This is a genomic window from Flavobacterium polysaccharolyticum (genome assembly GCF_038739875.1).
GTDB classification, from domain to species: Bacteria; Bacteroidota; Bacteroidia; order Flavobacteriales; family Flavobacteriaceae; genus Flavobacterium; species Flavobacterium polysaccharolyticum.
Genome location: NZ_JBCGDP010000002.1, coordinates 47,576 through 74,547 on the forward strand (window position 1 = coordinate 47,576; position 26,972 = coordinate 74,547).

At 32.5% G+C, this 26,972-nt stretch carries 26 protein-coding genes; all 26 read right to left on the reverse strand.

All coding sequences use genetic code 11. From position 1 onward, the window contains the following. Positions 1 to 72: 72 nt before the first annotated feature. Entirely contained in the window at positions 73 to 1,506 is a 1,434-nt protein-coding gene (locus WFZ86_RS01985) for an MBOAT family O-acyltransferase (protein ID WP_342690380.1), read from the reverse strand. Positions 1,507 to 1,622: 116 nt separating this feature from the next. Next, complete coding sequence (locus tag WFZ86_RS01990) at positions 1,623 to 3,026, reverse strand: UDP-glycosyltransferase (RefSeq protein WP_342690381.1); 1,404 nt, start codon at positions 3,024 to 3,026, stop codon at positions 1,623 to 1,625. A gap of 85 nt (positions 3,027 to 3,111) precedes the next feature. Continuing rightward, positions 3,112 to 4,050: a 2-hydroxyacid dehydrogenase gene (locus WFZ86_RS01995; protein WP_342690382.1), complete on the reverse strand. Its 939-nt coding sequence runs from the start codon at positions 4,048 to 4,050 to the stop codon at positions 3,112 to 3,114. Continuing rightward, on the reverse strand, positions 4,031 to 4,732 hold the full coding sequence (locus tag WFZ86_RS02000) for an acylneuraminate cytidylyltransferase family protein (RefSeq protein WP_342690383.1): 702 nt from the start codon (positions 4,730 to 4,732) through the stop codon (positions 4,031 to 4,033). Before WFZ86_RS02000 ends, WFZ86_RS01995 begins: the two co-directional genes overlap by 20 nt. Before the next feature lies 1 nt (position 4,733). Beyond that, complete coding sequence (gene neuC / locus WFZ86_RS02005) at positions 4,734 to 5,894, reverse strand: UDP-N-acetylglucosamine 2-epimerase (protein ID WP_342690384.1); 1,161 nt, start codon at positions 5,892 to 5,894, stop codon at positions 4,734 to 4,736. Continuing rightward, the gene (locus WFZ86_RS02010) at positions 5,891 to 6,901 is read right to left on the reverse strand and encodes an N-acetylneuraminate synthase family protein (RefSeq protein WP_342690385.1); all 1,011 of its coding nucleotides are present in this window, start codon (positions 6,899 to 6,901) and stop codon (positions 5,891 to 5,893) included. Before WFZ86_RS02010 ends, neuC begins: the two co-directional genes overlap by 4 nt. A 368-nt stretch (positions 6,902 to 7,269) precedes the next feature. Further along, positions 7,270 to 8,184 (reverse strand): glycosyltransferase family 2 protein, encoded by a 915-nt coding sequence (locus tag WFZ86_RS02015; RefSeq protein WP_342690386.1) that lies wholly within the window; start codon positions 8,182 to 8,184, stop codon positions 7,270 to 7,272. 1 nt (position 8,185) lies between these two features. Then, positions 8,186 to 9,199, reverse strand: coding sequence for a glycosyltransferase family A protein (locus WFZ86_RS02020; protein WP_342690387.1), 1,014 nt, complete (start codon positions 9,197 to 9,199; stop codon positions 8,186 to 8,188). 4 nt (positions 9,200 to 9,203) lie between these two features. Next, a complete protein-coding gene (locus WFZ86_RS02025) occupies positions 9,204 to 9,893 on the reverse strand; it encodes an FkbM family methyltransferase (protein ID WP_342690388.1) in 690 nt (229 codons plus the stop codon). 26 nt (positions 9,894 to 9,919) lie between these two features. Then, on the reverse strand, positions 9,920 to 10,768 hold the full coding sequence (locus WFZ86_RS02030) for a glycosyltransferase family 2 protein (RefSeq protein WP_342690389.1): 849 nt from the start codon (positions 10,766 to 10,768) through the stop codon (positions 9,920 to 9,922). A 40-nt stretch (positions 10,769 to 10,808) separates the two neighbouring features. After that, entirely contained in the window at positions 10,809 to 11,714 is a 906-nt protein-coding gene (locus WFZ86_RS02035) for a glycosyltransferase family 2 protein (RefSeq protein ID WP_342690390.1), read from the reverse strand. Between the two features lie 3 nt (positions 11,715 to 11,717). After that, on the reverse strand, positions 11,718 to 12,632 hold the full coding sequence (locus WFZ86_RS02040; RefSeq protein ID WP_342690391.1) for a glycosyltransferase family 2 protein: 915 nt from the start codon (positions 12,630 to 12,632) through the stop codon (positions 11,718 to 11,720). Continuing rightward, positions 12,629 to 13,462, reverse strand: a complete 834-nt coding sequence (locus WFZ86_RS02045; protein WP_342690392.1) for a glycosyltransferase family 2 protein — start codon at positions 13,460 to 13,462, stop codon at positions 12,629 to 12,631. The genes WFZ86_RS02040 and WFZ86_RS02045 overlap by 4 nt, the downstream gene beginning before the upstream one ends. A gap of 4 nt (positions 13,463 to 13,466) precedes the next feature. Further along, positions 13,467 to 14,354, reverse strand: a complete 888-nt coding sequence (locus WFZ86_RS02050; RefSeq protein WP_342690393.1) for a glycosyltransferase family 2 protein — start codon at positions 14,352 to 14,354, stop codon at positions 13,467 to 13,469. Then, entirely contained in the window at positions 14,355 to 15,440 is a 1,086-nt protein-coding gene (locus tag WFZ86_RS02055; RefSeq protein WP_342690394.1) for an acyltransferase family protein, read from the reverse strand. It lies immediately after the preceding gene. Next, the gene (locus tag WFZ86_RS02060) at positions 15,427 to 16,281 is read right to left on the reverse strand and encodes a glycosyltransferase family 2 protein (RefSeq protein WP_342690395.1); all 855 of its coding nucleotides are present in this window, start codon (positions 16,279 to 16,281) and stop codon (positions 15,427 to 15,429) included. The genes WFZ86_RS02055 and WFZ86_RS02060 overlap by 14 nt, the downstream gene beginning before the upstream one ends. Next, positions 16,274 to 17,329 (reverse strand): glycosyltransferase family 4 protein, encoded by a 1,056-nt coding sequence (locus tag WFZ86_RS02065; protein WP_342690396.1) that lies wholly within the window; start codon positions 17,327 to 17,329, stop codon positions 16,274 to 16,276. Before WFZ86_RS02065 ends, WFZ86_RS02060 begins: the two co-directional genes overlap by 8 nt. Continuing rightward, positions 17,313 to 18,344 (reverse strand): glycosyltransferase family 2 protein, encoded by a 1,032-nt coding sequence (locus WFZ86_RS02070; protein WP_342690397.1) that lies wholly within the window; start codon positions 18,342 to 18,344, stop codon positions 17,313 to 17,315. The genes WFZ86_RS02065 and WFZ86_RS02070 overlap by 17 nt, the downstream gene beginning before the upstream one ends. A 1-nt stretch (position 18,345) precedes the next feature. Then, complete coding sequence (locus WFZ86_RS02075; protein WP_342690398.1) at positions 18,346 to 19,158, reverse strand: FkbM family methyltransferase; 813 nt, start codon at positions 19,156 to 19,158, stop codon at positions 18,346 to 18,348. Between the two features lie 9 nt (positions 19,159 to 19,167). Continuing rightward, a complete protein-coding gene (locus tag WFZ86_RS02080) occupies positions 19,168 to 19,689 on the reverse strand; it encodes an acyltransferase (RefSeq protein ID WP_342690399.1) in 522 nt (173 codons plus the stop codon). Then, positions 19,671 to 20,897 carry an ABC transporter ATP-binding protein gene (locus tag WFZ86_RS02085; RefSeq protein WP_342690400.1) on the reverse strand — a complete coding sequence of 409 codons (1,227 nt, stop codon included), beginning with the start codon at positions 20,895 to 20,897 and terminating at the stop codon, positions 19,671 to 19,673. The genes WFZ86_RS02080 and WFZ86_RS02085 overlap by 19 nt, the downstream gene beginning before the upstream one ends. A 41-nt stretch (positions 20,898 to 20,938) precedes the next feature. Continuing rightward, the gene (locus WFZ86_RS02090) at positions 20,939 to 21,808 is read right to left on the reverse strand and encodes an ABC transporter permease (protein WP_342690401.1); all 870 of its coding nucleotides are present in this window, start codon (positions 21,806 to 21,808) and stop codon (positions 20,939 to 20,941) included. A gap of 257 nt (positions 21,809 to 22,065) precedes the next feature. Continuing rightward, positions 22,066 to 24,009 (reverse strand): polysaccharide biosynthesis protein, encoded by a 1,944-nt coding sequence (locus WFZ86_RS02095; protein ID WP_425402850.1) that lies wholly within the window; start codon positions 24,007 to 24,009, stop codon positions 22,066 to 22,068. 215 nt (positions 24,010 to 24,224) lie between these two features. Then, the gene (rfbA, locus tag WFZ86_RS02100) at positions 24,225 to 25,094 is read right to left on the reverse strand and encodes a glucose-1-phosphate thymidylyltransferase RfbA (RefSeq protein WP_342690402.1); all 870 of its coding nucleotides are present in this window, start codon (positions 25,092 to 25,094) and stop codon (positions 24,225 to 24,227) included. 176 nt (positions 25,095 to 25,270) lie between these two features. After that, on the reverse strand, positions 25,271 to 26,128 hold the full coding sequence (gene rfbD, locus WFZ86_RS02105) for a dTDP-4-dehydrorhamnose reductase (RefSeq protein ID WP_342690403.1): 858 nt from the start codon (positions 26,126 to 26,128) through the stop codon (positions 25,271 to 25,273). Positions 26,129 to 26,260: 132 nt separating this feature from the next. After that, a complete protein-coding gene (gene rfbC, locus WFZ86_RS02110; RefSeq protein ID WP_342690404.1) occupies positions 26,261 to 26,809 on the reverse strand; it encodes a dTDP-4-dehydrorhamnose 3,5-epimerase in 549 nt (182 codons plus the stop codon). Positions 26,810 to 26,972: the final 163 nt, after the last annotated feature.

Here is a 26,972-nt window from a genome sequence, read left to right on the forward strand (position 1 = left end):
TGTTTTTAACTAACCCTCTCAGAGTTTTAACCCTGTAAAAATTTGGAACTCTGACAGGGTTAAAATTATACCTTAAAACTGAAAATAAATAAACTCCTTATAATCTGAAAAAGTCCCTAAAGCCATAATGGCAGCAATAGCCAAACCAAATTTAAGGAGACTATAGCGTCCTGATAAGGGTTCTACTCGGTTTCTATTGTTCCATTCTACCACTACAAAAACACCAAGTAAAAGGAGTATTTCGTAATTGTACCTTTCGTTTGACAAATACTGCGAACTAAAATCTCCGTTGATGACCATTTGCTTTAAATACAAAACCGCATCGGTTATGGATTTTGCTCTAAAAAAGACCCAAGCAATTGTACTTAAAGTAAAAGTCAAAAGAATGTTCCAAATGGTTTGTATTCCTTTCCAATCGTAGCTCAATAACACAGGGCCGGTATTGTTTCTGTTTTTTTGCAACACCAACAAAGGTAGAAAGTAAATGGCATTCAATAATCCCCAAACTACATACGTCCAATTAGCGCCGTGCCAAAAACCACTCACCAAGAAAATAATGAAGGTATTGCGAATCTTGAACCACATTCCACCTTGACTGCCTCCTAGAGGAATGTATAAATAATCCCTGAACCAAGAGGACAACGAAATGTGCCAGCGTCTCCAGAATTCGGCGATGTCTCTTGAAAAATAGGGATAATTGAAGTTTTTCAATAAATCAATGCCAAACAGTTTTGACATCCCTAAAGCCATATCAGAATAGCCTGAAAAATCACCATAAATTTGAAATGCAAAATAAATAGCTCCCAGCATCAAGGATAAAGAATTCATAGAAGAATAGTTATCAAAAACTGCATTGGCATAAGTCGCACAAGTATCGGCTATCACAACTTTTTTGACCAATCCCCAAACGAATTGGGCAAGGCCTTCTTTTGCCTTTTCCAAATCAAAGCTTCGTTGTACTTTGACCTGAGGCAATAAATGGGTGGCTCTTTCGATTGGTCCGGCCACCAACAGTGGAAAATAACTCACAAACAAAGAATAATCGACAAAGTTATACTCCGCTTTGATGCGCTTGTAATAAATATCAATTACATAAGATAAGCCATGAAAGGTGTAAAAAGAAATTCCAACAGGAAGAATCACATCCAGAAGTATTGGACTCGCTTTAAACCCAACAGAAGTAAGTAGTTGAGCAAACGAATCCGAGAAAAAATTGAAGTATTTAAAACCCCCTAAAAATCCTAAATTGACCAGAATACTGAGCCAAAACCAAAACTTTCGCCCTTTCTCATTAGCGCTTTTTTCGATTCGGATACCTGTGTAATAATCCAAAAAAGTAGAAAACACCAACAGGAATAAAAACCGCCAATCCCAGCAGGAATAGAAGTAATAACTGGCAAGTATCAGTAAAGCGTTTTGGGTGTTTTTAGTTTTATTAAAAACAAACCAATACAAAAAAAAAACTATTGGTAAAAAAATGGCAAAAGCCAAGGAGTTGAAAAACATATTTTATATTAAAAAAACTAACACGAATTACACTAATTCTCACTAACTCATTAGGTAAATTACATATAATGCAGTAGTCTTGATTTGAATTGATTTTTGCTTTGCAAAGAAAAGCATTATTCTTTAGAAATGATAGTTTTAATGGCTTTCCAAATGCGTTGAGAAGCTTCTTGCGGTGGCTGTTGATTGATTATTTCAAACCATTTTTGTGCATTTTCGATTATTAACGAAGGTGTAGTGATTCCTTTTTCGATGATTGTCGAGATTTCCCTTGGACTATTGATCCATAAAACAGCTTCTTTATTAGGCATCGAACGAAAGTGAACATATTGGTATATTTTTTTAACCGACCAATCGGTAATTATCTTTTGGTCAACATCGTAATTGATAAAAGCACACGGTTTGTGATGCGCCACATAATCAAATACCATAGAAGAACCCAAATTGACAACCATTTCCGTGTGCTCAATGGTTGCATTTTGTAGCGCAATATCATCAGGCGTAGGCAATATCGTATTCCAACCTTCTCCGATTCGTTCCCAAAGAGGAACAATTGGAGTAATTACATCTTTATAGTCTTCCAAGACTTTATCATAACGAGTAGAGAAATCAACTGGACAACGTCTAAAAACAATACCTAGTGCATGCCCTTTTTGATTCAATTCACGAACAGCTATAGCCACATCTTCTAAATATTTGGGATCATCAGGACAAGTAGTCACATCATCACCCGAGTAGCAGATGTATCTTTTATTTAAATCTAAGTGGTACTGTTTACAAAAATCTTCTTTAGACAGTATCTTGGCCTTATCAAAATGCGACTCAAACTGTGGAGTGCCAGTTACAAAAACCCGCTCCTCTTTAAGGTACGGATAATAGAACAGTAATTCTTTTTTCATCAAATCACTCCAAACAAAATAATAATCCGTTTCGACTACCATTGTGGCTTTGGGCAAATTATCCCAAGAGAAAATAAAGGTGGCTGTCGGAATACCCAATTCTTCTGCCGCCAACAAAGGAGCAATAGCCGTCATCGGACGCTGATTGGTGCAAAACACAAAGGCAGGCCGTTCCTTTTGTAAAGTTTCCAAACACTGATGATAATACAGGGTTTTACGCTCTTTGTGTTTGATTTTTTTCCGAATACGAGTTAATCCATATTGCGAAGAATGCGTAAAAGACATTAATTGAGTGACACTGCTCTTAATCGCCTTTTTTACAGTATTGTACAAAAAAGGGAAGCGATAGGTGTCATAAACGCGGTCTTTAGTCCTTCGAATATTCAGGTTTAACTCTATTTGCTTGCGAGCATTTTTATACGTCTCGGTTAGAGGATGTGATTTAGAATTTCCGATTTTAATTTCGGTAAAACCAAGTGTCGTTAGATCAAAAGGGGTGTTGTTCCAAAACACGAGATCGAAATTTTCTTTTTCGCCTATGGTATGAAATTCCGAATAGGCAAAGTTTCGTAACCCTATACCATCGGGTAGTAAAATGAATATTTTTGGTTTTGATTTCAAGTAATTTCTGTTTTATATATATGATTTATCTCGTAATTTAAATGCTAACAATTATCATTTTATTTCTCATTGATAATAAAAGAAACTATTTTATTTTGCAATTAATAAACTTATTCACAATAAATTCTTCCGTCATTTCCATAGATTCAATAGTAGCACCAGCAATATGAGGCGTAATAATTACTGGAAATCCTTTTTGAGATAAAGAAACTAATCCATTTTTATCAATCTTATTATCCAATTCATTTCTTAAAACATCTGTAGCAACACCTTTTATTTCTTTATTCCATATCATTTCACAGAGTGTTACCTCATCCCAAATTCCTCCTCTTGATGTATTAATCAATACTGCGGATTTTTTAACATGTGACAATAAGTTTTTGTCTATGTAATTTTCATTAGATTTATTCTGCGGAATATGAATACTAATAATATCAGCCCATTCAATCAAAGTCATTGGAGAATCAAATTTAAGATAAGGCACATCAACTTCTTTAATATCATAAAATCCAACTTCCATATCAAAACAATTGGCAATTTTAGCTACTTGTTTACCAACTCTTCCCATTCCAAGAATGGCAATTTTTTTATTTTTAAGATTATTTCCTTTAAAAAAATCCCTGTTCCAATTACCTTTCTTTACATCATCAAATGAAAATGGGATTTTTTTTACTAATGATAAAAGCAAGCCCCAAGTATGTTCTGCTGTCGATGGTATTTGCTCTAAAAATTCAGTCTCCCCTTTTAGGCAAATTACTTTACCTCCTCGTTTCAAAAAAAAGTCTTCATCTATATGATCAGTTCCTGTAGTTGCGGAAAGAATAAACTTCACATTAGGCAATTGTATCAAGACCTCTTTGGTGAATTTAAAGCGCAAACGTACAAAAAGCACGTCAACATTTTTACACCGTTGAATTAACTCTTTAATTGTTTTAAAATCATATTGTTGAACATCAGCTATAGTCTTCAGTTTTTCAAGACCTGTTTTACTGAAATTTTGTGATTCAATTATGGCTATTTTCATTTTCCCATTCTTCATATATTAAACTGGCAAGCATAAAATCTCTTGGATTATCAATATTCACATGATATTTAGAATCCATGATATACCCTTTTTTTTGAGAAGGCATCACTGTATTTTGAGCTAAAAATGACTCAGTTTTTACTACATAGAAACAACCATTTCTTAAATAAACAGGATTCAAATCTTGCCTTCTAACCGTCTCATCTTTTGAAGACAAGAAAGGCTTCATTCCAAAATCAGAATTCAAACTATACATTCTAGCAGGATGATTATCTTCAACTGGAACCACACTTATAACACCTTCTAAATTGATATCCTTTTTAAAAAAAGTAATGATTTGATCTAATTGCTCACTCTTTCTAAAAGGAGAAGTAGGCTGTAATAAAACAATTAAATCATAATTACTATTCATTTTTTCTAAAACATGATGAATAACAGGAATCACAGAGCTATCATCTTTAGCAAATTCGGAAGGTCTATCCACATATTTTATATTGTTATCAATACAACATTTTTTAATTTCCTCACTATCTGTAGAAACTACGATATCCATTTCATATTTTGATTGTTTTGCACAATCGCTCGCATGAACTATAAGTGGTTTCCCTCCTAACAATTTAGTGTTTTTCCCAGGGACACCTTTGGATCCTCCTCGAGCGGGGATGATGGCTAAAATTCGCATCTTAATACATTATCGTTTTATGAAACTGCAACGGCAATTCAGCCAATAATTGGGCTATTTGAACTCCTGCTTTTCCATTACCATAAATGGAAGAAGATTTGACTTTGCCTTTTTGGATTGCGGTTGCAATTGCTATTTCAATTGGGGCTTGTGCATAATCCACATCCATCACATTCGCGCCCCTATCTCTTCTATTTTGACGGGAACCAATATTAATTACCGGTACTCCCAAATAGGCACATTCTCTGATACCAACACTCGAGTTCCCTATCAAACAATCGCTATGCTGTAACAATTGCAAAAAATCTTTGCCTTCCATATTTTTGAAAAAATGGACATTAGACAAGTCGTGTTGCTCTCGAAAGGCTCGAATACCCGTTGAAGTCCCATCGGCACCCGCATCTACATTGGGCCAAAACCATAAAGTGGGTAGATTTACTTTGCAAATGGCTTCCAAGGTTACTTCTATATGTTTACGCGAATTTTGGTATTCATTGGTTACGGGATGTTGCATGACCACCAAATAACCCTTCGACAAATCGGGTTTGGCACCTACTCCACCATATTTTTCATAAGGATTAAAGGGTAAAGTAGCACTATTTTCCTTCACCTCTTTGGCCAAATCAATAGAAGGACAACCTGTATTGAAAACGAAATTTGGATTTTCACCCAATTTCACCACTCGTTCTTTGGCTCCTTCTGAAGCTACAAAATGGTAGTCCGCCAATTTGGTAATAGCATGGCGTACTTTTTCGTCTATATTTCCTGTAACCTCGCCACCCTGAATGTGGGCTAGTGGAATGTTCATATATGAAGCCGCTATAGCCGTGGCCATGGTTTCAAAACGATCGGCCACTGTTACGACAATATCCGGTTTTAAATTATCAAAAACCGTTGATAATTCTAATATCCCAATTCCTGTAGTCTTAGCTGCAGCTGTTAAATTCTCTCCTTCCAAAACATTAAACACCTTGGCTGCAATAGCAAAACCATCTTTCTCAATATAATTTACTGCTGAACCATAGCGGTCCAACAAAGCCGAAGCAGCGACAACCAACTGCAATTCTAAATCTGCATGCTTTTGAATGGCAGACAAAACCGTTTTTACACGGCTGTAGGACGGCCTAGCTGTAATAACTACAGCAATTTTTCTTCTACTCATTGTATATCATCTTCATTTAAAAAATCCCATTTGTTTTTATCAAAAATAAGAGTTTTACCAACAACATCCTTAAATTTTGCTGCGTTAATACCATATCCTTTTGGTTTTTTTGCCTCTAAATCTTCAATCGTTATTTTATGACCTTTGGGCAATTTTTTATTTAAAGCCAATGATTTTTCAAAAATTTGTTTTAAGTCTGTAAAATTTTCATTAGAATTTTTATCTACAGGACAATCTAGCGCTCGTTTAATGTTCCGAACAGCTAATACCAACTCTTTGGTTTCTGATATCGTTAAGGATGATTTGGAATCTGGTCCAAACATTTGCCGGTCAAAAACTACATGGAACTCCAAAATTTCTGCCCCAAGAGCCGTTGCTGCAATACAGGTTTCAGGTCTTGCCGAATGGTCTGAAAAACCAATAGGTGCTTTATAACGGTTTTTTAATTCCTGAATTACATTCAATCCGTATTGCTCTGGATGCGTAGGATAAGCTGTGGTGCATTGCAAAATGGAGAAGACCACATTTCTTTCCCTCAAAAAAGTCACCGTTTGATCTAATTCTTCAAAAGAACTCATACCTGAAGATATTATTACAGGTTTCCCCGTTTGAGCTATTTTTTCTAAAATCAAAAAATTATTTACTTCACCAGAACCAATCTTATATTTTTCTATTCCAATTTCTTCCAACCAATCTACAGCCAAATTACTAAATGGAGAACATATAAAATCTAAGCCAACAGCATCACAATGTTTTTTAATCCCTTTCCATTGTTCGAGAGTAAAACCCATTCGTTTCCAATAATCAAATCGTGTCTTATCCTCTAATGAAAATTGAACTCTAAAAGGTTCTTCTGAACTGCTTTCTGCTTCCGCAATGTGCATTTGAAATTTTACAGCATTTACTCCTGTTTCAACTAAAGCGTCAATATAAGAATGCAATATCCCAATACTACCCTCATGGGCTTGACCTATCTCTGCAATAATATAGGTTTTCCCTTCTTTCATGTGTTTCATTTTTTTATTTAACCTATTATTTTTTACGTCTTTATAAAATTTGAATAAAACACCCTTTCCTATAATATAATGAATCGCAAAAATTATCAGAAACCATACATATATTTATTGTTATTAATCATCAAAAAACAAATCTCTAAGTAGTAATTTACTCTTATTTGAAAGACTCTTCGATCCGCCTCAAGCAGATATAATGGCAATGGTTTTCAAATGCGGTGTTTTCACGTTCAAATATAACAAAAGTAAACTTTGCTAACCTTCAAAATTTATTCAAAGTTACCCTTCAAATATGTCACGTTGCAAACTAATAATCGTTCGAACTGAGAAAAAAAATTATTATTTTGTGAGATTTTAAAAAATTATTCATTTTTAGGCAACCAATAAATTCTAGCATTTTCTAATTTTTGATAAGCTCTATATTCCTCTGAAGTCAATCGATTGCTGTTTTTTATAATTTTAGGAGTAGCTTTTAGTAAATCAAACAATGCCGAAACGATTGCTTGTAAAGCTCTCCAATCTCCTTTAAATACTTTCAATTTGAATTGCATCCAAAGAGAGTATCCCATTTTTCTTGGTATCCTTTTTATAGGATAAAACAAGAAATACAAATACCACCCAGAACGTAATGAACGCCTTAAACGAAGACTATAATCCCCTTGAGTTTTTCTTGCTTTGATATCCACTCTGTGGTGGACTAAAACTTTAGGCAAATAATGAATTTCCCAATTCTTTTTGAATAATTGATACGAAGCAAAATCTTCTTCTCCATAAAAAACAAACCATTCAGGGTAATTCGGAATAGCGCTCCAAGCTGTCATTCGCCAAACATGCCCACAACCCACAAAACTTTTCATTCGAATAGAATGTTCGGTTGACGTAGTTTCTGATGGTTGTTCTTTAGACCAAAAGACTCTAAGTCCTAGCAAACCTACCTTAGGGTTTTCTTCAAAATAGTTGGCAATGCTTTCTAGCGGTTCCACTGTATTGAAATGCGCATCATCATCCAGTGAAATGGCATAATCTGCTTGAGTTTCATTCAACATTTTGTTCCTGCAAAACAAATAGCCTCTAGATTGTACATTAGTATGCAAAATAATGTTTGGATAATGCTGCCGTATATAATCCGAAGTACCGTCTTGAGAACCATCATCACAAATCACAAAAACTACGTCTTCTCTTTCAATCAAATGCTGAATGCGTTGTAATGTGTACACCAAATCAGGCAAACGATTTTTGGTAGTGATTAAGATGGAAAATTTTGCGCTGTTTTGCATTTTAATAGTTATGAATCATTTTTTTAGGTAATCTTTTCCACTTCAAAAAAAGTTTTACTAAAATTTTTACCGAAATAAACTTTACAAAAAGTCGGTTTTTTATAAAATATAAAATGCTGTTTATTTTTTTTCTTTTCAGAAAACTGTATTCAACAATAACATTTTCTTTACTTTCATTTGGAGTATCAACCACCATCCAATTCTCGATTGTATTACCCATATGATAGGCATAATTATCCACTGTGGTTAACCTCCAATAATCTTTTTCCAAAGGCAAAGTATCCAAATAACCTTCACTTTTTCCTCCCATTTTGTATCCAATATAAGTAACAACAGATTCGAAAATATCTTTTTTATAAGTGGCTACAAAATGTCCCGAACCTATCAAAACACTTAACTCAGGATTGACTTCTAAAGCTAAAGTATAGGCTAAGTAATCTTGGTTATAATTCCTGTCCCAACCCAAACTATCATAAAAACGAATTAAGGCTTCTTTGTTTTTTACTGGTACAAATTGAAGCTTCGAATTAAATAGAGAATCAAATAACACATTCCCACAATTACTCTCATACGTCTTAAATTGAGGAACAATACCAACCACTCCAGCTTTGGAAACCTCCTTAAATACTTTTAGGGTTTCTTTTTGCCAATTTGGCAAAAATAATACATCCGAATCAGAGATAGTAACCAACTCAATAGCATTTCCAACCAAGCCTTTTAAAATAGCATTAAGCTTCCCAATATTTTCGGTATGAATGAGTTCTTGTATTTTATTTTCTTTTAAAAGTAAATCAAGGTAATCCGCAACAATCTTTTCACTCCCATTATTAACTATCGTGATAAACGTTTTCTCATGTACAGTGGCACATAAAGACTCCAAACACAATTTTAAAATCGCAAAACTATCTTTAAAATAGCCTTCCTGATTAGGAATATAAACAGGAATAATTACCTGATGTACATACTCAGATGCTTGTTGAATTTTGTCTTTATGGGGATTGAAGCCTACTCGCATTACCTTACTGTTGATTATCAGTAAAAAATAAATTTCCCAAATTATAATTAATAAGTGACTTCCCGACTAATGAATAGTTTTTACTTATCAGATATTGAGTGACTTCACAACTAAAACTATCCTTTAATTCTCTGTCTGATTCGATTAAAATAACTTTAGGTCTATACTTACTCCAATCATTTGACTTAAGAACTTCTAAATCATAACCCTCTACATCAATGTCTAGAAAATCAATCTTTTGATTATCATCAATAAACTTATCTAATAAACTCTTTAGATTTATTGTTATGATTTCTTTTTTAGCCACCACTTTGTCCTCTAAGTTGTTATTTTTAATAAAACTAAAATCTAAAGTATTCATAGAAGAAAATTCATCTTCTAACATATAATAAGTTAATTTTTCATTACCCAAGCCAACCGCATAATTCACAAAAATATCGGATTTTCTTTTTTTTGCAAACAACTCTTTCATTCTTGGATTTGGATCTATGCAAATACCTTTCCATCCCCTTAAATGAAAATAATAAGTATTTGATGCTTTGACTGGATCCCAACAACCAACATCTACATATACTCCTTTTTTTCTTGTGTTTAAAAGCTGCTTTAACTGCATATCTTCTCCAGATTTTGAGAAACTTATATTATAACGTTTGTAAATTTTTCTTCTAAAAAACTCTTTAATTCTATTTAACATAAAACTTTATTTGTTTACAACTAACATCAATTAGCCTTAAAATTTGACAATCTATACCCTTTTATAATATTAAATAAATGAACTGGATTTCCCTTGAGGAATATTTTTTTAATTCCTTCAATAATCCCTAAATACAATTGTTGTTTTAATACTATTTTGGAAAAATGCTTCCTGTAGAAATAAAAATACAACTTTTGTTTTTCTAAAGCTACATTCATTGATTTCCCTTTATCCCTCTGACCGCCAGATGGAGCATGTAAATGTTCTACTAATATTTCTGGCTGATAATAAATATTAGCACCTGCTTGCAACAACCTCATCCCATAGTCCCAATCATCACCCCAAATGGTAAAATGTTCATCAAAATAAAATCCCGTTTCCTTAAAAACTGATTTTTTGACAATATTCATACCAGAACACACTTGCAAGCGAAACCGCCCTTTGGAAAAATTATGAGGTTTGGCAATAGTATCTAAAACTGTATGAAATTGAAATTCCTTTTCTTCCATCCCTTCAAATTGAATCCCAGGAATCAGCACATCAATTACATTTGGCTGCAAGGTAGCTACAATTTTTTCAAAAGCTTGGCTAGGTATGCGCAAATCATCGTCCAAAAAGAATAACCACTCTTCCTCTTTGTAAAAAGCTAAAGCTTGATTTCGAGAATGATTCACTGAATGACTTCGATCATTTTTAACTAAAGTATATGGATAGTTCAATTCCAGCTTTTCAAGATTAGTGGTGTAATCTTCAACACTTTGATCCACTATAACTACCTGAGATATGTAAGGAGCAAAAGCATTCAAATCCAACAACAGATTAGAAAGAAAGCCAATACGGTCCCGAGTAGGAATGACTAAAAAGAAATTTTTCATTTAAAAACTATATTGAATCAATTACAAAACATAAAATTGATTATCTACTTCTATTTAGAAAATAAACTTTTAAAAAGTTTAAATTAAGATTAATCACAAATGTATTCAAAATATAAGGGAGTAACCTAATTTTAGTTTTTAATGGAAAACTTTTAAAAAAATCCAATCCTCTTCTAAATACCATTTTCCTAAAAATATAATCTTCCTCTTTATTAAAAGTACGATACTTATTAACATTTAAAAGAGTTAGTCTTTCTGCTACTAATCGGCTCTTATATTTATCAAAACTAATTTGACCTCTTATACCTGAATTCAAGCTGCGATAATAATAAAGAGGACTGTCGTATACTGCAATTTTAGGACATTTCATCAACAGTCTATTAAAAAACTCCCATTCTTGTCTAACGGTCAATTTCTCGTTAAAAAGAGGTTTATTGCTATTCAGAAATTCTTTTTTGAAAAGAGGTCCATTCGTTACAAAAGAAATTCTCCCTCGAATATGATTTAGCAATACATTTCCATCCAAATGCAATGGCCAAGGAATAGGCTCTATTACTGGCAAACTTTCATAAATTGCCCCTTTGCAAACTACAAAGTCATAATCCGCATTCAAAATTAAATTCATTTTATATTGAATTTTATTAGGAGACATCACATCATCACTGTCAAACCAATTAACATAGTCTCCATTACATACTTCAAAACCATAATTTCTTGCAGCATTCCCCCCCTTTAGTCTATCTTTTGGTCTATGATGGTATTGAAAACGAGCATCTCTTTTTATATAGATAGTAATTACCTCCTCAGTATTGTCTGTAGAACCATCATCCACAATAATACATTCCCAATTTGTATACGTTTGAGCTAATACACTATCGAGTGTCTCATCTATCAAGTGTGCACGATTGAAAGTAGGAATAATAATAGAAACTAATGGATTAGACATAAATTATAAAAATGAGGGTTGTTCTTTTTTGCTTTCGGATACGTTTTTAAAAATTGCTTTCTTATTTGTATCATTCAAAATTTTATATTTTGACGTAACAATTTTAATCTGTTCCCATCTAAAAAAAAGTATTGATTTTAAAAACAACTTATAAAGTTTTAAATATTCTTTACTAAGAGAAAAATTCTCGTTAGGATTTGAAATCTTTAACAACAATTCTCTTTTGTAAACTTCTTTATGATTTTCAAAATAATGATTCTCCGAACGGTATTCTCGATCGTGAAAAACAACACAATGAGCATAAACCCCAATTTTTAAATTATGATATTTTATTCTTTGAACATAGTTAACATCTTCACCATAATGAAAAAAAGAAGGATTAAAGCCCCCAACCTTTTTTATACATTGTCTAGATAGCAACCAAGCTGCTGCATTAACAAAATTAGCCTCATAGATATTATTTCTAATTTTGTTTACATAGATATCAGAGAACAATTGCTTACATCTTGAAGGTTCTATGAATTTAGAGAACTTGTAATCTAAAGCATCACCAGCTCCATTTAAATGGATTGGACTCACTATTCCAAATTCAGATTCTTTTAGATGTGCTTCTATCAATTTTTCAACTGTATCTGGCTCTATCCATGCATCTTGATTTAATAAAAAAAAATAGTCTGCTCCTGATGCATATGCAGTTTTAATTCCTAAGTTATTAGCTCCTCCAAATCCCAAATTTTCTTTCTGTTCTAACAGTTCCACTTGTTGAAACTTCGTCTTTATGAGGTTAACTGTTTCATCAGAACTATTATTATCAACAACAATTACATTAATTGACAAAGTACTATTAAAAACACTATTTAAGCATTTTTCAATCCACTTAATACCATTGTAAGTAACTATAATAACATATACTTTCATTCTACATTTTTAAAAATCTTAAACTTAAAGAAAGTTTTAAAGAACAAATTGATGATAAATTTTTCACTTTTCAATTTAGCTTCATATTGTGCTTTAGTATTCTCATTCAACAATACTAAATAATTAATAGACCCCAACTGTTTGACAAAAAAAGCGGTATGTTTTAAAGTTAAATATTCAAGTAATTCTTTTCTGGTTTCAAAATCAAAATTAACATTTCTAGAAGTTACTTTTGTCCTATAATAAAAACCTTTACAATCCAAGCATTTTACCTCTCCGCCATCTTTTAACATAGCAATCCAAAATTCCCAATCTTCAAGACCTTCACGCATGTTTGAATCGTATCCTCCTATTCTTTCCCATTCGCTTTTTTTATACAAAGCAGAACAAAAAATCATATTCTTCAGGCTTAAATTATACAAAGAAAAAGGCTTTAAAATCCATTCTCCTTTTTCATCTCCAAATTTTTCTGCCTTACAATAAACCACTTTTAAATTGTTCTCCTTTTGAAAAGCCTCTACTGCTAGAGTAATATAACTATCTCCTAATTTATCATCTGCATCTAAGGGCAATATAAATTCCCCATTTGCAAAAGTAACTCCAAGATTTCTTGCTGCACTAACCCCAAGATTTTCCTGATAGCAATATTTAAATCGTTTGTCTTTATCCAACCATTTCTTGGCTACCTTCTCTGTATCATCAGGGCTACCATCATTCACAATAATACATTCCCAATTAGTATATGACTGATACAAAACAGATTTCAATGCTTCATCTAAGTATTGGGCCTGTTTAAAACAAGGTACGATTATTGAGACCAGTGACTGCATTTGTTTAATTATAATATATTCTTCTAAAAAATTTAACTAAATTAGTCAAATCTGTATATTTAAGATGGTATTTCATAATTTTGAAGAACAAGCTTCTTTGCTTTCGTTTAAAAAATTGTTGCTCCAGTTTAGCTATTAATTTTAAGCATTGCTTTTTATCAAAAAAGGACAAAAAATCATTTGAAATATCTTCATAAAAAACATTTGAGGCTAGCCTTTTGTTTTCGAGATTATCAATTTTTCCTGAGATACTTGCACTGCTCATACGAATATAAAACAGCACACTATTTATTGAGAAAATTGGATTTTTATCTGCAAACTCCAACCAAGCCATATCATCACTATACCAAGCCAAAGGATAGTCTTTGAACCCATATTTTGAATAAGCTACTCTTGAAAAAACATACTCACTCAAAGAACTCCTAGTTTCCCCTTTAAATTTTCTCCAAAAAGCATCCGTAGCTTTTTCTAGTTTAGAATGTTCATAAACTTCCGAAATTGATCTACCCTCTCCATCTATGATTTGGGTGGCAAAGCGCACCACATTGCACCCAATTTGTTCAATCTCCTCCAAATTTTTATAAAAAGCTTCAACCACTTTCTCCCCCAACAGATCATCATCCCCCAAAATCATAAGCCAAGGTTCATTCGCGGATAATGCAATGCAACGCTCCCATTGTTGGGTCAAAGATACACCTCCCAAGTTGGTTTCAAAGCAACGATACACAAAATCAAATTGCCCTTGAAAATGTTGCAACAAATCAGCAGGGTCTTCTGTACTAGCATCATTACCAATATAGACTTTAAAATCTTTACAGGTTTGCGCCGCCAAGGACTGCAAGGTAGCCTCAAAGAAGGTGCGTTTATAATAAGGAATTATTATCGCTAGCATTTATATTACATTTCTTTTATACTTTAAACTCTTATCTACAAACAACTTTATTAAACATAACGGATCCGCTTTCTTATAACGCAATACTTTTTTTTCAACAATATGCCAAGACAAATACCCTAAAAACATAGAAATCGGAACCGACAACACCATCAATTCTATGACATTAAAGTCAAAAAAGTACATTAACGTCTGCTGGATAGGAAAACCGTAGATATAAATACCATATGACAAATCTCCGAATCTAGTGCCAACTTGACTAATTAAAGGAGTCGCTTTTTCCCCAATCCCAATGATAAAAAAAGGCCAAATTAGTACTCTGGAAACCACCAAATTTTGAAAAAATAATTCTGAAACGAAGATTAAAATTCCCGAAAAAAAAACTATCCTATTTATAAACCTGAACGAATGGTAATTGAAAAAACCCAATAGTGATCCTCCAAAAAAGAACAATCCCAACTCAGTCAAATAAGTGCTATTTAAATCATAAATATGAAAATAAAAATCAGTTGACAGGAAAAAGTAAAATATAAAAAACAAGCCGTAAACAAATAATAAAAGTAATCCTAAAAACATCCTTTTGGCCCTAAAAAATATCAAAAAAGAAAGTAAAACATACATTGAAAACTCATAACAGATTGTCCACAAAGACCCATTTATAGCCGAACCATATACATTACTATCAAAAACACCTGGAATGCTATACTGTAATTTGAAAAGAGTGATATTCCTAATTAAATAGGTATATACTTTTCTATTCTCTAAATAAAATATAGGACTTTCATACACGAATGGCGCTAATAGAATGGTTAAACACAATACGACAAACAATCCCGGAAACAACCGCAATACACGTTTCCAAAAATAATCAATCCAATTTTTACTTCTTAAAAGACTTTGAAAAATCAGGTATCCACTGATGATGAAAAAACCTTTGACAGCAATATAAGAAAATTGAAGATTACCATTGGAAATTTCGCCCAACAAATCCCAACCTTTATCACCAGATAATGGGTGGGAATGCGTAACTATAACCAAAATTGCAAAAAGCAACCTTAAAAAATCAAAGTTGTTAGTTTTTATCATTCTCCCTTTTAAATTTTCCAAAAACATTGAACCTAAAAAAAGTTTCGCAAAACAAATCAATCACAAATTTTTCGCTTTTCAAATTTATTTTATGCTCCTTTTTGATAACTGATATTTTGTTTTCTAAACTCCAAAATGTCCCAAACTGTTGGATAAAAAAATCAGCATGTTTAACGCCTACATACTCCAAAATTTCTTGATGATTACTTTCTTTAATCATTTTTATCATAGAGATTTTTTTGATTCTATAGTAAAAACAAACTTCATCCAAACGTTTTACTTTACCTCCATTTTTTAAAACAGCAATCCAAAATTCCCAATCTTCCCATCCCTTTTGCATATTTATGTCATATCCTCCTACCCTCTCCCATTCCTGTTTTCTATATAATGCAGTACAAAAAATCATATTTTGTCTAGCTAATTCAAAAAGTGAAAAATCAGGCAAATCCCAACTCCCCAATTCCTCACCGAATTTTTCAGCTTTACAGTATACCAATTCTAAATCTGTTTCTTTTTGAAAGGCTTTAATAGCCAAAAAAGTATACTCCATACCAATTCGATCGTCTGCATCTAAAGGTAAAATAAATTCCCCTTCTGCAACAGCAATACCAGCATTCCTAGCACTACTCAATCCTCCATTTTCTTTATACAAATAAATAAATCTAGAATCTTTTTTTACCCATTTTTGAGCTACCTCTTTTGTATTATCTGGACTACCATCGTTTACAATAATACATTCCCAGTTCTCATACGTTTGGTCCAATACTGATTGTAAGGCCTCAGCCAAATACTCCGCTTGATTATAACAAGGAACAACAATAGATACTTTGGGATTATTCATAAAATAATTCTTGATATTTGGAATTAAACACTTCTATTGAAAAATTCCTTTCGGCGTGACTTCGTGCATTTTTAGAAATATCAAAGTACAACTCTTTATTATTTTTAAGTTCGTTAATAATACTAGATGTATATTCTAAAAACACTTTTTCTTCAACTGGTGCTAAAAAACTATTTTCATAAGAAATCACATGTTCTGAAATACTCCCTACATTAGTTGCTATTACAGGAATCCCAAGCTCCATAGCCTCCATTATTACTAAAGGAAATCCCTCACGTCTAGAAGAAACAATTAAAAGAGAAATATCCGAAAACTGCTCTCTAACCACGTCTTTATTATTACAATTTTCAAAGTATGTCACATTAGGAAATTCTATTTTAAATTTTTCAAAGTTGTCTCCAATGACTTTTGCTTTGATACTATTTTTTTTTATTAACTCAAAAAATAATTCAGGACGCTTTTCAGACGAGTTTCTACCAACAAATCCAACTGTAAAATTACTCCAGCGAGAATCAATCAAACTACTATCAAAATCATATATCTCAATTCCATTGGGTATAATTGTAAATCTTTTTAATAAGTGCTGATCTACATTATTTTCAGAATACAATTGTTCATAATCTTCATAAGTTTTAGCATTAATAACTATTCTTTTATCCAATAAATTCACATAGGGTAAAGAAGATATTTCTATACCTTGCTCTGGAAATGAAAAAGCATGCGTTAAATCAATTGCTTGGGTCTTTTTCTTTAATCTTGAAATAAAGTTGTAGAACAAACTACTATTACATCCAAAAAGAGTAACTGGAAACAAAAAAGTTAAAACTTGTAAAAATCTAAACGCATACTTCCTTATTTTTGAATTAGTTATCAAAAAACAATGGGCATTATCACTAAATTCCTTACTTACAGTATTTGTATTTGAAGAATCAAAAAACACAATGGGTTTATAATACAATGCTTTAATAATATTCAAATGCACTCGCTCTGCTCCGCCTATATGGTGGTGTGGAATGAAGAAGATTATTATTTTAAGTTTTTTTAACATTCCAAAAAAGTATTGATTTTAAAAATATTTTCATCTGAGTCCTAAAGCTCATTTTACTCATTAACTTATGTTTACAAGCAATAAACTGAAAAAATATGTTCGGATTAAAATTATCTCTTTTAATAAAGTATGAATTAATTATTTTATATTCTGTTTGAATTAAATATTTCTCAAATCCATTAGGTTCAAAAAATTCACTTTTGTTTGCTAGCAATAAGTCTTTTTTAAGCTGATTAAAAAACATTATATCTTTATAGGAATATTTATTGTTTCTAAAAATTTTATTTAATAAGCTACTAAGTGATTCATCTTTGCCATTATGTATAAAATCTAAAAGTTCTAACTGAGTTTCTATTGAACTTTCAACTTGTAAATTAAACCGTTTTTGAGATACTTGAGAACTATGAACCCTGTAATACAATAAAACTTCCTGAATATTATACAAATTACCATAATTCAATAATTTTACCCATAAATTATAATCTTCAGCGGGCTCTTTGTTTGTATCATAAGATATAGAATAAAAATCCAAAATAGATTTTCGAATCATTACAGAAGGATGTACAATACAATTCTGTGAGAGAAATTCCAATTTTATATAATCATTAAATTCAGGATATCTTATAACCCTATCTGAGTCGATAACTTTTACAGCTGTACCACACAAAACAACTTCAGGATTTGCATCTAAAAAAGCTATTTGTTTTTCAAATCTATTAGGCAAACTAATATCATCTCCATCCATTCGAGCTATATACTCGCCTTTAGCAACTTTTAATCCGTAATTCAGACTGTTGGTATATCCAGTGTTAACAGGCTTTTCAATTAATTCAATTCTACAATCGTTGTATTCCTTAACAATACTAACTGTCTTATCAGTTGAAGCGTCATCAATAATCAAAAATTCAAAATCAGTAAATGTTTGATTTAAAATGCTATCTATTGCTTCTTTGATATACAATTCGCAATTGTACACTGGCATTAAAACCGTAACTTTGGGATTAAGAATATCCAATTTAAAACATTTTATAATTTATACCAATAGTCAATTCTCCCGACTCAAATAAAATGAAATCCTTTTTTTTAAGTATATAATAAATTTCCTCTCTTATCTGAAACTCATCGTGTATTTCAATCGCAATTATTTTTGTAATTGACAAAAAAGACAAATCCACATTATCCTTAAAAATATAACGCTCTGCTCCTTCAATGTCGATTTTTAACAAAGTAATACGATCCAGATTATTTTGAATAACAATTTCATTAATGGTTATTCCCTTAATATTTCCATTTTCATTTATTGCTGTTGAATATGACCAATCTAGACCATCTCTAAAATCAGTTCTTAAATCAAAACTCTCATTACTATTTCCTGATAAAGCTCTATGCATTATTGCAATTGTATCAGCATTTTCTAGTTTACAAATATTCTTTTTTAAAGCCTCTATATTTGACAAAGAAGGTTCTATGCAAACTATTTTATCAAAGTTAAATTTTTGAGAAAAATACACTGTTGTATACCCTACATTAGCACCACAATCAATTAAAACTGAACTTTCTCCTATTTTATTAAATTTCAATAGTGAAAGCACCGTTTTATATTCTTCAAAATTAAAAATCTGTTGAAAAACACTATAGTCACTATGATTTTCATCACGAATATATAACTCAAGTTTATCATGTAGCTGTACTTTGTAGTAGTTCCCCACTTCTTGACTTACACTTTCAACTATAGGGTTAGAAACTAGTCGATTCACAAAAATTTGCTTCTCCGTTAGCTGTAATGGAAATAAAATTCTATATATTTTTCTTATCTTTTTAAATCTCATATTAAGAAATTATTTTCTTGTTTTGATTATTCTTGCTGGTACTCCCCCTACAATAGTATCACTTGCTACATCACGATTAACAACTGCTCCAGCTGCTATAATTGCACCACTTCTAATCACAACTCCATCTAAAATCCTACACCCAGAACCAATCCACACATTATCTTCTATAACAATTCCTTTCCTCGTTTCACCTTGTTGGTTAATTGGAACACTTAAATCGTCAAATTTATGATTGGCAGGAATTATTAAAACATGACCAGCAATTAACACATTATTACCAATAGTTAAATTACCATGTCCATACAATACCGTATACGGATTAATGGAACAATTCTCACCGATTTTAATATTTCCTCCGTATGTCATTAAAATAACCCCATGTAAAAGCTCCGATTTAGCACCTACAGTAATACTACCTCCATGATCCGCATCAAGTACAACATTAGGATAAATTCTTACCGAAGAATCAACCTTAATATTTATATTCTTTCTTGACTTTGACAAAAAATTTAGAAGTTTTCGTACCATGAACATTTAATGTTTAAATCACCTATTTTACCATTGTATATCTTATAATCATTTTCCAAATCTTCAATCTGAAACATACATATGTCATTCAAGTATTCAATAACTGATAAATCATTAAAAATTGCAACATCTATACTATACAAACCTTTCAACACAAGATTATCTGGTATTTCACAGATAATCTTCTGAACATTCTTTTCGATTTTGTGAACAGTTGTAAAAATTTTAGTTTTATCAGAATTCAATAAAGCTATGCCAATATTAATATTATGCATTTCATTATAAAGAAGAATTTCAATTTTAATACTTTCAGAGTGTTTCAAAAATTGCAAATCACTCAAAATTTTTACCGACTTAATTCTACCTTGTACTTCTTCAAAATTTTCATAAATCTTAGAGTTTTCTTTTCCGCTATTATCACTTAAATAATACTCAACACTCTCCTCAATCCCACCTTCAAACACCACCTTCCCATTCTCCATCACAATCCCCCTAGTACACAAACTCTTCACCGCTGCCATATTATGGCTCACAAAAAGCACCGTTCTCCCTTCGCCTTTTGAAATGTCTTGCATTTTGCCAATGGCTTTCTTTTGGAATTCGGCGTCGCCAACGGCTAAGACCTCATCTATTACCAATATTTCAGGTTCTAGGAATGCTGCTACGGCAAAGGCCAAACGCACGGTCATTCCGCTGCTGTAGCGCTTAACCGGAGTATCAATGTAGCGCTCACAACCCGAGAAAGCAATAATTTCATCCAATTTGGTGGTGATTTCTTTTTTAGTCATCCCTAAAATCGCACCGTTTAAATACACATTCTCACGACCGGTGAGTTCGCCATTAAATCCGGTACCTACTTCGAGCAAGGAAGCAATGCGCCCTCGTGATTTGATGCTACCCGTGGTTGGTGCTGTTACTTTCGATAAAATCTTCAACAAAGTCGATTTACCAGCGCCATTCTTTCCAATAATACCCAACACTTCGCCACGTTGCACCTCAAAATTGATATCTTGCAAGGCCCAAACATAATCCGACTCTCCTTTTGTGGTTCGATCATTTGCTTCTCCAATTCTAAGATACGGATCTTCTTTTCCCCTTATTCTATGCCACCAACGGTTCAAGTCGTGGCTGAGTGTACCCGTCCCAACAGTACCTAAACGGTATTGCTTGGAGATGTTTTCGGCTTTTAAAATAATATCTTTACACATTTATTATCGAACTATAAATCAAATGACTACTGAACATTAAACTAAACCGTATCAATAAAACTTTTCTCAGTTCGATTGAAAACTAGTAGGCCTGCAAAGAAAACAAAAAGTGTAAAACCAAAAGTAAACACCAAACCTTTTACAGATATAGTACCTACATTAAGCAACATATAACGTGACGTTTCGATGATATAAGCCAATGGATTGTAATGCACCACCCATCCGTACTTAGGCAGTTTGTCTTCAATCAATGCTAGAGGGTACATCACTGCCGATAAATACATCAACAACTGTACTCCAAAACCAATCAGATGGGTGAAATCTCGGTATTTAGTCACCAATGAAGAGATGATCATACCCAAGCCCAAGCCTAAAATTCCCATGATAAGAATAAGTAACGGAAAAAAAACTACTGTCCAATGAAAACTAACTGCTGCTCCTTGAACATAAAAATAAACATAAAAAGCAAGAAAAATTAGGACTTGTATCCCCAACTTTACTAAATTGGAAACTACTATAGAAATAGGCGTTATGATTCTAGGAAAATAAACTTTACCAAAAATACCAGCATTCGCTCTAAAAGTATCGGAAGTACCATTCAAGCAAGCAGTAAAATAATTCCAAACAGTTATCCCTGCCATATTAAATAAAAATGGTGGTACTGTACCCGTTTCGATTCCTGCAACTGAATTAAAAATAATAGTAAAAGTGATAGAGGTAAATAAGGGCTGAATCAAATACCAAAGTGGCCCCAACACCGTTTGTTTATATACCGTCACGATATCGCGTTTCACAAAAAGAATCAACAAATCACGATACTGCCATACCTCTTTAAGAGGTAATGAAAAAAAAGAATTCTTGGGTGTTATTTCAAACAACCAATCTTCATTTGGAGTAGGAGTGGTATTCATTTTGGATATAAAAGCTATTATTAAAAATCACTAACAAAGGTTATTAAAATTTGTTTATAACAAAGATAACTATAATCTTCTAATTCCGAAGAACATTAAACCCTTTCAAAGTGTAACACTCTAAAAGGGTTTAATGTTTATAGATTATAGTCATAAATCTTTAGTAAACTTCGAGTATATATAACTTAAAACCATACCCAAATCGCTTTAATTTTAAGAATCCGTTATTTACTAGCAATCAATTAAACACAAAAAAATTATTTATCTAAAAATTGATAAGTAGAATTCATACTTTTAAATTCAGGAACAATTTTCTTCATTTTACCAACTATATCATCATTACTAAAAAAGGTCGACATTCCAATAAGTTCTTCAATCTCCAAATGCAAATTTTCGAATTCCTCTTGAATTTCCTCTGCAATCATGATTTTTTCATGATAGGTTGGTATCGTTTTAGAAGTATCATTTAATAATTCTTCATATAATTTCTCTCCAGGTCGTAATCCAACGATTTTTATAGGAATATCTTTATCAGGGATAAACCCCGCCAATTTGATCATTTTTCGAGCCAAATCAATAATCTTTACAGGTTTCCCCATATCGAAAATATAGATTTCTCCTCCTTTACCCATAGAGCCTGCTTCCAAAACCAACTGACATGCTTCAGGGATTGTCATAAAATAACGAATAATATCTTGGTGAGTAATTGTTACTGGACCTCCTGCTGCAATCTGCTTGGTAAATAAAGGCACCACTGAACCATTTGATCCTAACACATTACCAAAGCGAGTCGTTATAAATTTGGTTCCTTTTCCATTATTTTCTTTAATACTTCTCAACTGTAACGATTGGACATATTTTTCAGCAATACGCTTACTTGCTCCCATTACATTACTAGGATTCACAGCTTTGTCCGTTGACACCATGACAAACTTTTTAACTTTGTATTCACAAGCCAAATCTGCTACATTTTTAGTTCCCTCAACATTAGTTTGTATCGCTTGAGTAGGATTATCCTCCATCAAAGGTACATGTTTATAAGCTGCTGCATGATAAACTACTTGAGGTTGATGTTCCCTGAAAATTCTCCTCATTACTTCTCTATTTCTAACATCAGCAATCATACTAAATAACTCGGCATCTGTAACGATAGCCCCTAATTCTAGGCTCAGTTGGTGTAAGGGAGTTTCGGCTTGATCGACCAAAACAATAGATTTTGGTTTAAATTGAATCACTTGACGCACAATTTCGCTACCAATAGAACCAGCAGCACCGGTAATCATGATTGTTTTATCTTTTAAATCTTTAGATATCGTTTTATTATCCAAAATAATTGGATTACGCTCCAGTAAATCCTCAATTTGTATATTCTTTACTTTCTCTGAAATCTCTTTTTGATTTTCCCAATTGGAAATCAAAGGTACAGTATACACTCTGTAGTTGTATTCTAAACATTTATCAACAATTACCAACTGTTCATCCTTGGTAAGAGACTTATCGGCAATGATAATAGCTTCTGCACCAACAGAGCGCATCAATGTAGGCAATTTCTTTTTTTGTACCAAAATCGGCAAATCCAACATGCGCTTATTGGAATTCAAATTATTTTTATCTACAAATCCTACAATCCTAAAACGAGTCGGAGTTTCGAATTTCAAAGCATTAGCTACTGAAATAGCATTAGCATCTGTACCGTAAATAATAGTTCGAATTAGTTTATTAGTTCCTTTATCAGAAAAATACAATTCGAAGGTTTGTTTGACCACAACGCGATATAAAAACAAACCACAAAAAGAAAGAACAATATTAATAAACAAGGCTGTATTTAATATTGCCTTCTCACCAGTGCTAACTTCATAAAAAAAATTACAAATTAAAAAAACAACTAATACTGAGATTTGAGAAAAGAAAAGCTTTACAGCATCAATATAAGAAGAATGCCTAATAATTCCCGAATAAGTTCGAAATAACCAAAAGAAAAACACATTGACCCCCATCAATAAGCTGATGTAAACTAAGTAATGAGGAGTAACAACATAAGCCAAACCTGTCCCTTTGAAAATCAAAATTGTAAAGAAAAAAGATACATTCAAAACCATTGTATCCATAACAACAATAATCCAACGAGGTAAATAACTCAGATTATGAATATTAAATCTTAGATTCGCTCTAGAAAAAAAATTTTGTTCAGCAGTACTCAAAAGCTATTTCTTTAAAAATTAATAGATAACAAAAATACAAATTATTGGGAAAGTATGGACTATAAAATTGTTAATACAACCTACCGGTAGTATTTATTTATAAAAACTAAACATGAAACAACAAGCTCTAAATCATTAACTACTATCTTTTTTTTAAGTTTAACTATTTAAACGTCCAACCATATAACAACTAACCCTAACCATCATAACCCAAACTACACTTTTTGCTTCAACAAACCCAACAAATAGTCTCCATAGCCAGATTTTCTTAAAGGTTCTGCGATTGCTTTTAATTGTATATCAGAAATAAAGCCTTGGCGCCAAGCAATTTCTTCTATACATCCAACTTTTAATCCTTGGCGTTCTTCTAGTACCTGAACAAATTGACCCGCCTGCATCAAACTAATGAAAGTCCCCGTGTCCAACCAGGCGGTTCCTCTACCCAAAATACCTACTTTAAGTTTGCCTTTGGCCAAATAGAATTTATTCACATCGGTGATTTCATACTCTCCTCGAGCACTGGGCTGGATATTTTTAGCAACATCTACTACCGAATTATCATAAAAATACAATCCAGGAACAGCATAATTTGATTTGGGCTCCAAAGGTTTTTCTTCAATTGAAAGCGCTTTTTTATCCGCATCAAACTCAACCACACCATAACGCTGAGGATCAACAACATGATAAGCAAAAACCACACCTCCTTCAGGATTTGTATTAGACTGCAATAACTCATGCATGTTTGCACCAAAAAAGATATTATCTCCTAATACTAACGCCACAGAATCCGAACCAATAAAATCTGCACCAATCACGAAAGCTTGCGCCAATCCATTAGGTATCGCTTGCTCCGCATAACTGAATTGACACCCGATCTTACTCCCATCTCCTAATAACTTTTTAAAGTTAGGCAAATCGTGAGGTGTCGAAATAATTAATATTTCATTTATTCCTGCCATCATTAAGGTCGACAACGGATAATAAATCATAGGTTTGTCATAAACTGGCATCATCTGCTTGCTCATTGCAAGAGTCAAAGGATGCAACCGAGTACCAGATCCTCCAGCTAATATTATTCCTTTCATATTTTTTATGTATTAAGTACTAAGAATTATTATTTTTAAAATTAATAAACATTCTTATATTGCTTATTTTGAACCTCGAAGAACGTATAGAAATTATGACAACCAAAAAAATTAACGAACTTGCTATTAATTTTTTAAAATTAAACATTCAAACAGAATGAAATTGAAGCAATAAACTATTCTTTCAACAACTCCATACATTCAACCAAACTATCCCTATATTTAGGGACAACCACTCCAAAAGTAACTCCAATTTTAGTTTTGTCTAATAACGAATACTGCGGACGCCTTGCTGGTGTTGGATAGGCTGAAGAAGGAATACCTTCAATTGCACACTCAAATCCCCCAATCTCTTGGATAGCTAAAGCAAATTCATACCAACTGATTTCACCTTCATTTGAAAAGTGGTAGATACCTGCCTCCCATTTGGAATGAGTAATAATGGTCATAATGGCTTTAGCCAAGTCGGCCGCATAGGTCGGGCTTCCAATTTGATCATTCACAACATTTAAACTATCTCTTTCTTGCATCAACCTAGACATCGTTTTAACGAAATTAGCACCAAAACTCGAGTATACCCATGAGGTTCTGATAATTATACTATCCGAGCAAGCTTCTACACATGCCAATTCACCAGCTAATTTAGTTTGCCCATAAACATTAATAGGCCCCGTAGGAGCAGATTCTGTTAAAGGGGTTGCTACTGTACCATCAAAAACATAATCGGTAGAAATATGGATGAACTTACAATCGTTTTCAGAACTCCACTTTGCCAGAATCGCAACAGATTGATGATTCAATATATCGGACAATTCAAATTCAGATTCTGCTTTATCAACAGCGGTGTGTGCTGCACAATTGATAATGATTTGGGGGTTAATCTTTGCTATAGTCAACTCCAAATTATCCAAATCAGATAAATTCAATTCTTGATAATCCGTAAAAACCCATTCAAATTGAGTATTCGTTTTCGACAAAACATTCAATTCTGAACCTAATTGGCCCTTACCACCGGTAACTAATATTCTTTTCATAATTTATTGTAGTAATTAGTGATTAGCAGTTAGCAACTTAGACCATTTTGTGCTCTTTGCGTAATCTCCATCGGGGACTTTGTGGTTAAACTTTTGGAATTTCAATGAATCTAACAATTACACCCCAAAAACTCAAAACTTACTATTACAATTTTGAAAATCAGGCAATACCAAATCCTTTTCAGAAACAATAGCAACCTTCAAATCCATACCCCAATCGATGTTTAAAGCGACATCATCAAAACAAATTCCCCCTTCGCTGGCTTTATTATAAAATTGATCACATTTATAAAGCACAACAGCCGTTTCGCTCAATACCGAAAAACCATGAGCAAAACCCTGAGGCACTAGCAATTGTTTTTTATTATCAGCGGTCAAACAAATTCCAAAATGCTGACCATAAGTAGGTGAAGCTTTCCTCAAATCGACAACCACATCCATAATTTCACCTTGTAGTACTCGTACTAATTTGGTCTGAGCATATGGTGGATTTTGATAATGTAGACCTCTAATAGTATCTTTTTTAGAAAATGACTGATTATCCTGTACAAAATCGACGGAAATACCAAGGGTACTCAACTTATTTTTATTGTAGCCTTCAAAAAAATACCCCCGAGAATCCTCAAAAAAGTCAGGGGTTAGCACTACTAAATCTTTAATAAATGTTTCTTCTATATTCATGCTACAAATTTATATTTTAAAATGAACTAAATGAAGAAAAGTAAATAGAAACAAAGCCCAGTAAAAAGACTATACTATTTTAAGTATTATAACAATTTATTATTAAAGTTTAAATTTACAACAATAACAAAGCAATATGTATCCTAGAACGAAGCCAAAAGGC

Coding starts and splice junctions, on each gene's coding strand:
- WFZ86_RS01985 (WP_342690380.1), bottom strand. CDS start 1,506: ATGTTTTTCAACTCCTTGGCTTTTGCCATTTTTTTACCAATAGTTTTT.
- WFZ86_RS01995 (WP_342690382.1), bottom strand. CDS start 4,050: ATGAAAATAGCCATAATTGAATCACAAAATTTCAGTAAAACAGGTCTT.
- WFZ86_RS02000 (WP_342690383.1), bottom strand. CDS start 4,732: ATGCGAATTTTAGCCATCATCCCCGCTCGAGGAGGATCCAAAGGTGTC.
- neuC (WP_342690384.1), bottom strand. CDS start 5,894: ATGAGTAGAAGAAAAATTGCTGTAGTTATTACAGCTAGGCCGTCCTAC.
- WFZ86_RS02010 (WP_342690385.1), bottom strand. CDS start 6,901: ATGAAAGAAGGGAAAACCTATATTATTGCAGAGATAGGTCAAGCCCAT.
- WFZ86_RS02015 (WP_342690386.1), bottom strand. CDS start 8,184: ATGCAAAACAGCGCAAAATTTTCCATCTTAATCACTACCAAAAATCGT.
- WFZ86_RS02020 (WP_342690387.1), bottom strand. CDS start 9,199: ATGCGAGTAGGCTTCAATCCCCATAAAGACAAAATTCAACAAGCATCT.
- WFZ86_RS02025 (WP_342690388.1), bottom strand. CDS start 9,893: ATGTTAAATAGAATTAAAGAGTTTTTTAGAAGAAAAATTTACAAACGT.
- WFZ86_RS02030 (WP_342690389.1), bottom strand. CDS start 10,768: ATGAAAAATTTCTTTTTAGTCATTCCTACTCGGGACCGTATTGGCTTT.
- WFZ86_RS02035 (WP_342690390.1), bottom strand. CDS start 11,714: ATGTCTAATCCATTAGTTTCTATTATTATTCCTACTTTCAATCGTGCA.
- WFZ86_RS02040 (WP_342690391.1), bottom strand. CDS start 12,632: ATGAAAGTATATGTTATTATAGTTACTTACAATGGTATTAAGTGGATT.
- WFZ86_RS02045 (WP_342690392.1), bottom strand. CDS start 13,462: ATGCAGTCACTGGTCTCAATAATCGTACCTTGTTTTAAACAGGCCCAA.
- WFZ86_RS02050 (WP_342690393.1), bottom strand. CDS start 14,354: ATGCTAGCGATAATAATTCCTTATTATAAACGCACCTTCTTTGAGGCT.
- WFZ86_RS02055 (WP_342690394.1), bottom strand. CDS start 15,440: ATGATAAAAACTAACAACTTTGATTTTTTAAGGTTGCTTTTTGCAATT.
- WFZ86_RS02060 (WP_342690395.1), bottom strand. CDS start 16,281: ATGAATAATCCCAAAGTATCTATTGTTGTTCCTTGTTATAATCAAGCG.
- WFZ86_RS02065 (WP_342690396.1), bottom strand. CDS start 17,329: ATGTTAAAAAAACTTAAAATAATAATCTTCTTCATTCCACACCACCAT.
- WFZ86_RS02075 (WP_342690398.1), bottom strand. CDS start 19,158: ATGAGATTTAAAAAGATAAGAAAAATATATAGAATTTTATTTCCATTA.
- WFZ86_RS02080 (WP_342690399.1), bottom strand. CDS start 19,689: ATGGTACGAAAACTTCTAAATTTTTTGTCAAAGTCAAGAAAGAATATA.
- WFZ86_RS02085 (WP_342690400.1), bottom strand. CDS start 20,897: ATGTGTAAAGATATTATTTTAAAAGCCGAAAACATCTCCAAGCAATAC.
- WFZ86_RS02090 (WP_342690401.1), bottom strand. CDS start 21,808: ATGAATACCACTCCTACTCCAAATGAAGATTGGTTGTTTGAAATAACA.
- rfbA (WP_342690402.1), bottom strand. CDS start 25,094: ATGAAAGGAATAATATTAGCTGGAGGATCTGGTACTCGGTTGCATCCT.
- rfbD (WP_342690403.1), bottom strand. CDS start 26,128: ATGAAAAGAATATTAGTTACCGGTGGTAAGGGCCAATTAGGTTCAGAA.
- rfbC (WP_342690404.1), bottom strand. CDS start 26,809: ATGAATATAGAAGAAACATTTATTAAAGATTTAGTAGTGCTAACCCCT.